8 protein-coding genes are annotated in these 12,322 nt (G+C 57.2%); 5 read left to right on the top strand and 3 right to left on the bottom strand.

Going from position 1 to position 12,322, the window contains the following annotated elements; genetic code table 11:
• Nucleotides 1-79: 79 nt before the first annotated feature.
• From IT444_05400 to IT444_05390, 3 genes are all read left to right on the top strand, one after another.
• Nucleotides 80-1,051 carry a hypothetical protein gene (locus IT444_05400; protein MCC7192201.1) on the top strand — a complete coding sequence of 324 codons (972 nt, stop codon included), beginning with the start codon at nt 80-82 and terminating at the stop codon, nt 1,049-1,051.
• Complete coding sequence (locus tag IT444_05395) at nt 1,048-2,700, top strand: formylmethanofuran dehydrogenase subunit A (protein MCC7192200.1); 1,653 nt, start codon at nt 1,048-1,050, stop codon at nt 2,698-2,700. Before IT444_05400 ends, IT444_05395 begins: the two co-directional genes overlap by 4 nt.
• Nucleotides 2,701-2,781: 81 nt before the next feature.
• Nucleotides 2,782-3,567 (top strand): hypothetical protein, encoded by a 786-nt coding sequence (locus tag IT444_05390; GenBank protein MCC7192199.1) that lies wholly within the window; start codon nt 2,782-2,784, stop codon nt 3,565-3,567.
• A 95-nt stretch (nt 3,568-3,662) separates the two neighbouring features.
• Here the strand turns inward: IT444_05390 and IT444_05385 are convergent, their stop codons facing one another.
• Both IT444_05385 and IT444_05380 read right to left on the bottom strand, forming a co-directional pair.
• Nucleotides 3,663-4,040 (bottom strand): hypothetical protein, encoded by a 378-nt coding sequence (locus IT444_05385; GenBank protein MCC7192198.1) that lies wholly within the window; start codon nt 4,038-4,040, stop codon nt 3,663-3,665.
• 64 nt (nt 4,041-4,104) lie between these two features.
• Nucleotides 4,105-5,139: an aspartate-semialdehyde dehydrogenase gene (locus IT444_05380; GenBank protein ID MCC7192197.1), complete on the bottom strand. Its 1,035-nt coding sequence runs from the start codon at nt 5,137-5,139 to the stop codon at nt 4,105-4,107.
• 236 nt (nt 5,140-5,375) lie between these two features.
• On the opposite strand from IT444_05380, the gene IT444_05375 reads away from it, so the two are divergent.
• On the top strand, nt 5,376-6,746 hold the full coding sequence (locus IT444_05375) for a zinc ribbon domain-containing protein (protein ID MCC7192196.1): 1,371 nt from the start codon (nt 5,376-5,378) through the stop codon (nt 6,744-6,746).
• A gap of 93 nt (nt 6,747-6,839) precedes the next feature.
• Here the strand turns inward: IT444_05375 and IT444_05370 are convergent, their stop codons facing one another.
• Nucleotides 6,840-7,763: a carbohydrate kinase gene (locus IT444_05370; protein ID MCC7192195.1), complete on the bottom strand. Its 924-nt coding sequence runs from the start codon at nt 7,761-7,763 to the stop codon at nt 6,840-6,842.
• A gap of 126 nt (nt 7,764-7,889) precedes the next feature.
• On the opposite strand from IT444_05370, the gene IT444_05365 reads away from it, so the two are divergent.
• On the top strand, nt 7,890-12,260 hold the full coding sequence (locus IT444_05365) for a PQQ-binding-like beta-propeller repeat protein (GenBank protein MCC7192194.1): 4,371 nt from the start codon (nt 7,890-7,892) through the stop codon (nt 12,258-12,260).
• Nucleotides 12,261-12,322 lie beyond the last annotated feature (62 nt).

Genomic DNA, 12,322 nt, shown 5'->3' with positions numbered 1-12,322 from the left:
CATCCATGAAGTCGGCTGGGTGTGAAGCATCTTCCGGCTGATGACTGGTTTTGTTGAACATCACTGCACACGCGAATCCATGAGTCCTTCGCCGTCCAACCCGATGATCAGTGAGACGCTGCGCAACGATCTTTCTATTGTGCTGCCCAGCCTCACAGCGCGTGCGCCGCTGGATATCGCGTCGGATATTCTGGACAAGGCTGTCGATCTGCTGAGTCACAGCCGAGCACCTGCTATCGTCGGCCTGAGCAATTTATCCATCGAAGCATTGCGCGAAGTCATCCCGCTAGCGGAGCGGATCAGGGGGCGACTGCTGCCCTTGCCGACCATCGGCAACCGCATCAGCACCACGCAACCCGTAACAGAGTCTGCCACTCTCGGCCACCTCTTTGCCTGCGACATGATCGTCTGGGTCGGCTGCGACGGCGGGAGCGGACCGGTTGCACAACGCATCGCGGAGCGACAACTGCTGGGCGCATTCGTCGATTCATCTCTCGATGTGGTACTGCGGTTGCGTGATGATCTGACACGGAATCCCACAGCAGGCCCCTTCGGTGCCTGCAAGCGTGTCGCGGTGGTTCTAAAGCCCGATTGCGATCCTCGCGTGATAAGTCAATGGCATAAGTTGGCGGCACAGATTCAGAGCCGTACACGGCTGTGTGTCTTCTCCTTGCCGGCCAACTCTATGGGAGGCAATGAACGCGGTGTCATCGAAACGATCACCTGGCAGACCGGCGTTTCACCGATCGGGGGAGGCATCGACTTTTCCGACGGCAACCCTCGATGGTGTCCGCCTGCAGACGTGCTCCTCAAACGCGGCGCGATTGACCTGATTCTGGATACCTCGACCGAAAGTCGCAATCAAACCGATATCTCCCGGACTATCCCCCGGATCGCCATTAACGGTAACGCCATTCCCGGCACGGCGGCGCAAGTCATGCGGTGCGACGGCATCGTGCTCTGGTTGTGCGACGATCCCGCAACGGCGGCACCTGATCCGGCGGTAACTTTTTTCGCAACTCTCATGCGAAGAATCGGAACACGGACATGAGCGATTCTCTCCGCATCACCGGCGGAAAAGTCTATGACCCCGCCAACGGCATCGACGGCGTCATCCGTGATGTTCTCGTGGCGGATGGTCGCGTGGTTTCTTCTCTGCCTCAAAACGCTCTGCCACGCACCATCGACGCGAGGGGAATGGTCATTATGCCCGGCGGGGTGGATATTCATTGCCACATCGCCTCATCCGTCGTCAACCGAGCACGCATGATGCAGGGCGAGGAGCACGCAACCCATGTCCATGCAGCCGAGTGCAGACATGGGTGTGAGTTCCGTGGCGGTTCCGGTGTGCTCACGCCGAGTACGTTTACCACTGGTTATCGCTATGCCGCATTGGGCTACACAACCGCACTCGAAGCAGCGGTGTCACCCAGCGGTGCAAGACAGACCCATCTGGAATTGGCGGATACGCCGAATCTCGATGCGGGCTTTCTCCTGCTGCTGGCGAATCATCAAGCTGTCATCGAAATGCTCGATCGCAACGACAGGACGGGGGTCAGCTCATTGATCGCCCACATGCTGCGTAAAACCGGCGCACATGGCATCAAGGTCGTCAATCCCGGCGGAGTGGCGGACTGGCGACATGATCCGGCACACCTGACGGTCGAGGGGATCGATCAAGCTGTGGCCGGCACCAGAGTGACGCCGCGAAAAATTCTGGAAGCAATGGCTGATGCGGCTGAGGCCCTGAAGCTTCCGCACGCACCGCATGTGCATTGCAATCGGCTCGGACTGCCGGGGAATGTCGCCACGACGCTCGACACACTCCGCGCACTGGACGGCCGGCGCGTACACCTGACCCACCTGCAATTTCATGCGTATGGCAAGACCGCCAAGGGTGATTTCACCAGTGCCGCCGGTGAACTGATGGATTATTTCAACACCCACGCTCACATCAGCGCTGACACCGGCCAGGTGATGTTCGGAGATGCCTTCACGCTGACCGGTGATACACCGCTCGAATACCTCCTCTGGAAACTGACCGGTAAGCGGTACGTCTCGATCGAAAGTGAACTCGAAAGCGGCTGCGGACTCATGCCGATCCGCTATGACGATAAGCATTACCTTCACAGCCTCCAGTGGGCAATCGGCCTGGAACTGATGCTCATGGCCGGCGACCCGTGGCGGATGCTTCTGTCCACCGACCATCCCAACGGCGGGAGCTTTCTCACCTATCCCACGATCATCGCTGCATTGATGAGCAAGGCCCGCCGCGATGAACTCATCGCCAGAGCGCACCCACGCGCGATGCGAAACAGCAAACTCCGCGATCTGACCCGTGAGTATTCGCTAAATGAAATCGCGATCATCACCCGTGCCGGCCCGGCGCGAGTGCTTGGCCTCAAACACAAAGGCCATCTCGCACCCGGCGCGGATGCAGACCTGACCCTCTATCACGACAGACCTGATAACGCACAGACGATGTTTGAATCACCTCGCTACGTCATCAAAGCTGGTCGTGTACTCGTCGAAGACGGTGAGTTGCGAGCGAGCGTCCCAGGCGGAAAGTTCTGTGCTGCTCTGCAACCTGATGAGCGCGGCGCTGCAGAATTAGGTCGCTGGTTTGACCACCACGGAAGTTACAGCGTCAACCAATTCGGCCTGCATGACCACGAGCGGAACGCGATACGCCAAGTGTAAAAAACACTCCGCGTAACCAAAACCGCGGCATCTGCGGTCAGATGTTTCTGCTGACAAAGCCGGCTGATTTATGATTGAGGAATGGAACCGCGAAACGAACCACTGGCTTCACAGCCTTCGGAAGCCCGTGATTTCGCGGAATTGGTACGAAACGCAGTCGCCACTTCACGTGAGTCCGAGGCAAATGTTGATGCCATTGCTGCTCAGCAACCCCCGCCGGGTGTCGAACTCTGCGCCGCTTCGGGTGATGAAACGGGATTTCCCGTTATCCGTATTCATCCCGGCCCCATGCACCCTTCACACTTGATCACGGCTGCTCTGGTAGCCGCACTCGCCGTCGCGGCACTGTCCGCCACGATCGCCACAGCCACGGTATTTCGAGGATCGGTATGGATCGCCTTTGCAGCCGTCCTGGGCTGGTTTGGTTTCGCCATTGCACTTCATCAACTCATCCTGCTGCGCTCAACCGCACTGATTGCCGTGGATGAACGATTCGTCACCGTCACACGGCACGGACTCGGCGGTGTCCAATCCGCCCGTTACGAGCGAAGGACCATCATTTCGGTACACACCGTCATCAGCGGGCTGGCGACGACAGATGAAGCAACGGTCTTTGATCTGGTTTTTCTGCTGCGGCAACCCTCCGAGCCATCACGCCTCGACGCACCGATTTCCCCGCCGATGACGGTGCGCCGAACCGTACTGGATGGCCGGGACAAGGCGCAGCTCGACTGGGTCGCCGCCACGCTACGACAAAAACTCGGCGTAACAGAACCTCCTCCTGCATGGCCCGCACTCCAAGGCATGCCGCGCTGGCCGATGTCAGTGATCCGTAAAATGAAACGACGTCGGTTTGGAGATACGTGACGCCTGATCAGATAGCTTTAATTCACCACATCCGTTCCGCACTGCGATGGCTTTTCTGAAAATATGATTGACCAATACGGCTGAAGGCTGCTTTTTTACACTCGATCAAACGCGCTTTGCGCCAGTTTTTCCGCACCGCAATAGATGCACTTGGTGTGCCGAGGGGACATGGCGCGGTTACACGACTGGCACTTGACGACGGTGCGTGTAACCTTGCCGTCTTCGTTGCCGTCGCGGAGATCTATTTCGAGGACTTTGAGTAACAGCTCCTCCTCGGTGAGCTTGGTCTTTTCGCGCAGGATTTCCCACATCGCCATGTTGACGAGGGCGAGTCTTTCCAGCCGTTCTTCAAGCAATGCCACTGCGGTGGCGGACGCCTGCGAAGCCTGCATCACAGGGCGGCTGGCGGTCGCATCCGCGCGGGCGATGTCTTTGAGTCCGCCAGTGATGATGCTGGAAAACATACGGCTCATGGTTGCGTCTCACTTATGAAAAGCCACACCAATCAGCCTGTTCTGCCGCCTGACCCGTGGTTTGTCAAAGCAATAGTTCTGCGATCTGCACCGCGTTGAGTGCTGCACCCTTGCGCAACTGGTCGCCGCACACGAAAATCGCCAGACCATGATCACCGTGACCATTCAGGCTGATGTCCTGACGGATACGGCCGACATACACGTCATCTTTGTGCGACGCATCAAGCGGCGTAGGGAAGCGATTATTCGCACGATCGTTGATGATCGAAACACCCTTCGATGACCGCAGGATTTCCTCCGCATCTTTTTCTGAAAGCGGCTTTTCAAAGGTAAGGTTGATACTCTCGGCATGGGCACGCATCACGGGCACGCGCACACAGGTTGCACAAATCGGAACGCTTTGTCCCCAGATCTTTCTGGTCTCGTTGACCATCTTCATCTCTTCCTGGTTGTACCCATTCTCATACATATCCGAGTTATGGGAGAAGAGATTGAATGCGTACGGCTGCTTGAAGAACTTCGGCACCGCAGGCTTGCCGGCAAGCACATCACGGGTCTGTTCCTCAAGCTCAGTCATGCCCTGATAGCCCGCGCCGCTGGCAGCCTGATAGGTACTCACAACCATCCGCTTTACTTTTGCGGCCCGGTGGAGCGGCGTAACAGGTACGAGCATGATGATCGTTGAGCAGTTCGGGTTGGCGATGATTCCGCCCTTACCCAGCGAAATACCCTTGACCGATTCGGGATTCACCTCAGGGACGCACAGCGGGACGTTGTCCGTCATGCGAAAAGCTGAAGAATTGTCCACGACGGTCGCCCCGGCCTGTGAAGAGATCGGGCCGAACTTTTTGCTGATCGATCCACCCGCGGAAAAGAGGGCGAGATCCACACCCTTGAAGCTCTCTTCCGTGAGTTCCTCAACCTTGTAGGTTTTACCTTTGAACTCCATCGGCTTGCCGGCACTGCGGGCACTGGCGAGGAGTTTGAGATTACTCATGGGGAAGTTGCGTTGAGCCAGGACGGCAAGGAACTCCTGACCCACCGCGCCGGTGGCGCCAACAACGGCGACGGACGGGGCGCTGCTACGGGGCGTGCTCACGGTAAAACCTTGAAAAAGAGGCGAACCGCCCCACCAGACCGGGTGGGGCGCAGCGCGATATTATACCGTAATCTTTCACCCTCGCGAAGTCCCTGGCACCGGGTCGTCGAGTCAAGCAGGCTTCCGTTCCGCGATTCTTACACATACGTATTAGGTTGGCTCTCCGTTACAATGATTTCTGCGTTGCCTGCATTTTGCTGGAATTTCTGCACCTTCTTTTGAAAAAGGACTCTTTGATGTCAACCACAAGCAAAGTCTCCTGCCAAGGGTGTGGGCGAACGTACCGCTGGCAACCCAATCTTGCGGGTAAGAAGGTCCGCTGCAAATGCAACGCGATGTTTGTAATGCCCAGCTCTGACCCTGCCGCCAAATCCACCGCAACGGATTTAGCTCTCGACGATATGGATCTCAAACTCGATCTCTCCTCCGTAATGGAGTCAGAGAAAAAAGCGAATGTTGATCCAACTTCCGGAACCAGCGAAATCGACAGCGCATACGATCTGGCTGGCTCAGAACCTGCGACGCCGGTCAATAAAACCTCGCCCGGCGTAACGGCTGGGGCGGGGTCGCCTACCAAATGTCCGTCATGCAATGCAAAAGTCGGAACTGGGGCTGTCATCTGTATTGCCTGCGGCTACAACCTCAAGGAAGGCAGAAAACTCTCAACTGAAACAGGCGGAGTCGTCCGCGAAATATCCGCTCCCAGCGGAAAACGTCGATCGGTCGATACCGCACCGCGTGGTGGATTTTTCTTTCGTCTATCGCGCGGCTGGGAGTTTGCCAAAATCAGCTATGGCATCATCTGGGACTTCAAGCAACTCATCGTTTTTCCGATTTTGTCAACTCTTTCCGCGATCTTGATCATTCTCAGCTTCGTGCTACCGCTCTGGGCAACCGGCTCCTATCATCGGTTCACCGAGTTTCTGGACAATGCGGGAAATAACCATGACCCCGTGGTTTATCTCACCGCGTTTGCGTTTTACTACGTCAATTTTTTCATCATTGTCTTTTTCAATACCGCGCTGACAGCTTGCGCGATGAAGGTAACGCAAGGTGAAGTCCCTACGGTGAAGTATGGCCTGTCTGTCGCGGTAAAACGACTGCCCCAGATAGCTGCATGGGCGCTGCTGTCTGCGATTGTTGGCGTGGTCCTAAAGATCATCGAGAACACGCATGAAAAAATTGGAAAGATCGTCGCTGCCCTGCTGGGTTCAGCCTGGACGATCTTGACCTATTTCGTCGTGCCCGTATTGGCGGTGGAAGGCGTAGGCCCCTTCAAGGCACTGAAGTTGTCGATGACCACGCTCAAAGAGACCTGGGGCGAGGGGTTGAGCGGTAATTTCGCTCTTGGTCTGCTGAGCTTCCTGTTTGCTCTGCCGATCTACCTGCTCCTGTTCCTGGGTATCTACCTGAGTGCAAGCAGTGGTAACACTGTGGTGGCTGTCGCGATCATCGGTGTGGCCCTTTTGGTGTTTCTCATTCATGCAGCGGCTGACAGTGCTGCCTCCGGCGTGTTCCGGGCACTTCTGTACAACTACGCAACAGGACGATCAATGCCTGCGGATCTTGATGAAGATTTATTTGCGACGGCATTCGGCAGTCGTTGATGAACGAGATGATGCGTCCGTCCGACGTACCCGTGGAGTTACCCTTTCACCAGACACTACGCAACGATCTGTCTTTGTTCCGCGGGCAGCCTTTTATCTTTTGACCATTTCCAGAATGCTCTCGGGTAACTTCGGTGTCGCTCCGCTCTGGCTCGCGACGTAGGCACCGACATGATTTGCTAATGCAAGCGTGCGCTCCAGCGGCCAACGAAGGATCATTCCTACGAGCAACCCCGCACTGCACGCATCACCTGCGCCAACCGCGTCCGCATCGTTGGCGGGTTGATAGCTGACCTTTTCGCCCTCAAGACGCTGACCAGAGGGTGTGTAGAGAACCGTGCCGAGTTTCCCGCGGGTCAGCGCGACCAGTTTCAGCATTGGATATCGCTTGAAAAGCAGACCGATGGTGTGATCAGAACCCTCAGCACCAACCAGTCCCAGCTCACGCGCGACCACCGGCAACTCATCCGTGTTGAGCTTCACCACCGAAGCTGCTTCACAGCTTCGATGAAGTATTTGCCGATCATAAAAGTTCTGTCGCAGGTTCACGTCGAAGATCCGTACCGCCCGCCGAGCAGTATCGAGAAACCGGTAAATCGCGTGTCGTGCCTGACCGTTACGCTGCGCAAGTGTGCCAAAGCAGACAGCATCGCACTTCTGCGCCAAGTCCTCGGTATCAGGGTCGAAGTTCAACCAATCCCACGCCACCTCGCGTACGATTTCGTATTCCGGCTGGCCTTGATTGTCGAGACCTACATAAACTCGGCCGGTATCACGATCAGGGTCGAATTGCAGAAATGATGTGTTCACTCCACGGCTGGCAAGCTGTTTCACCACTTCCTGACCAAGCTCATCCTGTCCAACCCGGCTGACCACGACACCTTCGCCGCCGCGCTGAGCGGTCAGTTGGTGTGCGTGGACTGCGACATTCAGCGGTGCTCCTCCGAGCACCTGCTTGTCAGGGAAGATATCGAAGAGTGCTTCACCAATGCCGACTATGGAAAAACGGCTAGCCATGGACTGCTAAGGTAAGCGCGTAACGAATCGGATGCCAGTGAATCGGTTTCGGGATCCGAACCTCGATTTTCAATACAGATCCCTCACGCTCACGGAAGCAGCCCTCTATCGCCTAAAATCCTTCACATGCGGACACTTTGCCCCCTGGCTTTCTTAAGCGTGGTCTTTTGCGTTCTGCTCTCTGCTGCGGTTGCAGATGCGCAGGTCAAGATGCCGCAGCTCGCGGTGTACGTGGAAGACTCACAGGCAGCTCAGGATCTGCTCGACCAAGCTAAATCACTCATTGAGCAAAAGCGTATCAGCGAGGCTGCTGCTGTATATCGCAAAGTCATGGAGGAGTATCCGACCAAGCTCGCACGGACGAGTGAGAAAATGTACGCGGATGTTCGACGGCGGGTGTTGACGGACGTTGTCGGTAACCCTGAGTTACTCGAAGCCTATCGCAGGCTTGAAGAACCCGGTGCGCAGCGCGCCCTTGCCGCTGCCTCGCTGCCTGCACCCAATCGTGCTGCGTTAGAGGCCGTCATTGGCAGGTATCTCCCCTGTCCAAGCGGTCTGGAAGCAGGACTTCGCCTGGCCGCACTCTACCTTGAGGCAGCCAACCCTGACGACGCTGCCGGTGTGCTTGATGAACTGGCCTCGCACCCCGACCTCAAATCGCAGCAGTCCCGGTGGGAAATGCTCCAGGCTGCCGTCGGCATTTTTTCCGGCGATCAAGCTCGGTATGAGAAGCACCTCGCCTCACTTCGCAAACTAAATGACACCGTAGCGATCGCTGCGGTTGAACGCTGGTCGAAATCCGTACACCGTCCCGATCGAGATCATGCGATCAATCCTGCGTTGCAACAGGTGGATGCGATCGTCCCTGAAAACCTCCCCACCGCCTTGTGGACCATCAAGCTTCCCGATCCCTTCGGTGAAGGAGTTCGTGAGGCGATCATCCGTAACAACGGCATCAACGATCCTAATGCCTCGCCGGCGATGCACCCTGTACCTGTCGTTCATGGCGAGCGAATTCTCATCAATAACGGTGCAGCTGTGCTGGCGCTCGATCAAAACTCCGGCCGGCTGCTCTGGTCATACACCCGACCGGATACGTCCGGGGCGCAACTCAACCCGCTGATACAAATGACTGGGCCGTTGGCCGATCAGCGATCCGTCCTCATTGATGACGATCGTGTCGTTACCGTCATGGGGTTTGCGGTTCCGGTGAATATGAACTGGCAGGTCCGCAGCAGCGGCACGTCACTGGTCTGCCTGCGGGAGTCTGACGGTCAACCGCTCTGGCGGGTTGAGCCCGGCGACGCTGATCCGGCACTCACTAACGCCTATTTCCATGGAACGCCTCTTGCCGACCACAATCGCGTCCTTGTAATGGCGAGGCGAAACCAGGGATCAGGGTTTCAAGACGCCTATGTCGTCGCGCTCGACTCACAGACAGGGCGACCTATCTGGACCCGCTACCTCTCCAGCGCGATCGCAACCAGTCGAAATTCGTCCAGTCCCCTGTCACAGATGGTGCTCTCAAGCGGCAGGCTCTACATCTCAGATAATCTCGGCTCGGTCAGTTGTCTCGAAAGTCGAAACGGCGCGGTGGTCTGGCTCCACGTCATGCCTGCGCAGGCGACCGAACTGGATATGGCGTTTGGTCGCCCTCGACGAGGCTCCGCATGGAACACGCCTGCACCGCTCCTGGTCGAAGCCGGATTGATCGTAGCGAGTCTCGACGTTAACCGGCCTGCTCAATTACTCAATCCAAATACCGGCGAACTCATTCGAGAGCTTGACGGCGATGCGTGGCTTGGGGCCAACGCTTTTTTCCGCGTGAAACAGGGAATTCTCTGTGTGGGTACGACGGTCTATCTACTCGATGACAGGACCCTTGAAGAAAAATGGAATAACCGCGTTACCGGTGCCGAGCGGAGTGAGAGCTTTCGCGGCCGCGCTGCTGTGACCACCGACCGCATACTGCTTCCGCAGCGAGACCGAATCGTCGTCCTGAATCTCAATGACGGGAAAACCATCGCACAATTCCCCACTGATTCACCTGGCAGCCTGCTGGCCATTGATGGCCAGATCGTTGTCTCCGACAGCGATTCTCTGCAAAACCATCTCGATTGGACCATCGCGCTGGACCGGCTGCGACGAGAGATAAAAAACAACCTCAGTGATCCTGAACCGGGACTGTCACTCGCAGCAGTGGCGATCACCAATAAGCAAGCGGAAGCCGCAACGGAGGGCGCGGACGCGGCACTGGCAGCATTGCGACGCCACCATTCCGGCGTGGATGGCGATGCCCCCCAACTCTCCGATGCACGATTTCAACATGCGTTTGATCAACTGCTCACCTTCGCCATGATGCCGACCGATGCTGCGCTGCGGCAGGCGATGTACGACCGCGTTGGCAGTATCGCCTCGACGCCGCAACAGGAGGTCGCTTATCAGATCGGCGTTGCCGGTTTCCTCGCCGATTCGAGTAAACCTGAAGCAGCGGTCGATCACTACCAGGCGGTTCTCGCCGACACCACCCTCTCGTCACAGCTTTACCATCGCGGATCGGTGACGCGCGAAGCCGGCATGGAAGCGCGTCTTCGTATTGCTGATCTCATCCAAGCCAACGGCATCAAGGTTTACGCCAAGTACGAAGCACAAGCCGCCGATCGGCTGCACGAACTTCAGAACACCGCCGACGCCATACAACTTCTTGAAGTGGCGCGGCAATACCCGCTCTCCGGATCAGCACCGTCCGCGTTGCTCGCGGCGGCCAACGTCCTTGCCGCCGCTGGTGACACGAATAGTGCGATTGTGCAGTTGCGTCGGGTGTACAACTATGGCCCGGAAACCAATGTCTATGCGCAGGCGATTGGAAGGCTCGTTGAAATTTACGAATCAACCGGCCGCACGCGGGAGGCACGTTTCTGGCTTGAGCAGACCCGCCGCCTGAATCCGAAACTCCAGCCCATTCGTGCTGGCACACCGATCGACACCGCAACGTGGCTGGAGGAACTGGCTGCAAAACCATCCCTCGAATCTCCCCTGCCCGTCATTACGACCCCGCTTGCTCAACCTCGTGTCCTCACCGGACGATTGCTCATTCCCACCGCACAACTCGAAGAAACCTGGCCTCGCGATCAAATGCTCATCCAGACCGGAGGCAAACTTGCGCTTTTGGCCGGCCCTCATTTAGCGGTCAAGTGGGAAACCGATGTACCCATCGCTCCGCTCACGCTGATCTCGATGAGCGATGGTCAAGCCATCCTCTGGAACGGTGGAGACGGCCGACTCACCGTAATTGATCTCGCTGCCGGTAAACCGCTCTGGCCGGAAAGGCTCGCTCGACCGTTGCTCGACGAGGTCGGCACGGATGCACAACGACTCGCGCAAGCCAGCGTCGAGGAACGCCGCATTATCGAGTTGGCTAACAACGGCCCGCTGATTATTCCCGGACGAAACGTACCACAGCCGGCGGATGACACTTTTTTCCTGCGCGTCAATGATTCGGTGATATGCCTCGGTGACCGTGCCGGCAGGCTTGTAGGAATTGAACGAGCTACCGGCCGTGTTCTGTGGAAACTGCTCTGCCCCATGAATCAACTCGAAAGTCTGGAGATCAGTGAAGACTCGCTCGTGGTTTCAGGCATCACCGCATCAGGCACTGATGCTGCGGGCGGCTCGGTGATCGTTCTCGATGCGTTAACCGGGGAGCAGCGCGGACCAACGCTGGATGACAAACTCCCCGCCATGTGGGCGGGAATGAGCGCGGAAGGTCTGGTATTGCGAGTAACGATTGGCGAGGTCGTGGCAAACAACGTCAAAGATGCCAACGTCGCGTGGCGACTCAAAAGCCCTGAACCAATGGGGATCGTCGTACCTCGCAGCGGAACGACGGTTCTTTTTATGGCTGAGCCCAGCGGCGGGGTTTCGGCGATCCAAACTGCCACGGGCGCTGTCATCGCGAGGTTGAGCATGGCACAGATTTCGATCTCAGCCCGCAGAGCCAATGGTGATATGCGCATCTGGAGCGACGGATCACTGTGGCATCTGATGACGCGCGGGGCCGCCTTAACGCTGGACAAAAATGGAAAGACACAATGGCGCGACGCTGTGGCGCAACCGCAGAAGCAGTTCCTGCGGCAATTGGTCGGCCAGAATCAAGTGGTGCTGGTCAGCCTGGTCGATGGACCGGCCGGAGCGCTGGCGGCTGCACCGCAGGGTCGCCGCTTTATTCAAGTGGGAAATAACGGACCGGTCCTGATCGAACAACAGAATCCGGCGAATGGCGGACCCGTTCAACCAGCCGGAGAAGCTAATGGCCAGAAGGGTTGGACATACAAGCTGTATTTTCTCAACCGGCAGACAGGAATTATCACTCACGAACAGACCCTTGGACCGTTACGAGACGCTTTGGATCCAGCGCGCTCCGTTTTCCTGGACAATGCCTTGATACTCGGCACACGAACCGCAGTGATAATCTTTTCCGGCGAACAGAAAAAATGAACGAGGGACAAATCTGTTGCGTGAAATGCTACTTAACGTGTCACTGAGCACTTGACCCAGTC

The organism is Phycisphaeraceae bacterium, assembly GCA_020851465.1.
Lineage (GTDB): Bacteria > Planctomycetota > Phycisphaerae > Phycisphaerales > Phycisphaeraceae > JADZCR01.
The sequence above is the reverse complement of the archived record's forward strand: the minus strand, read 5'-3'. Positions and strand labels throughout refer to the sequence as shown.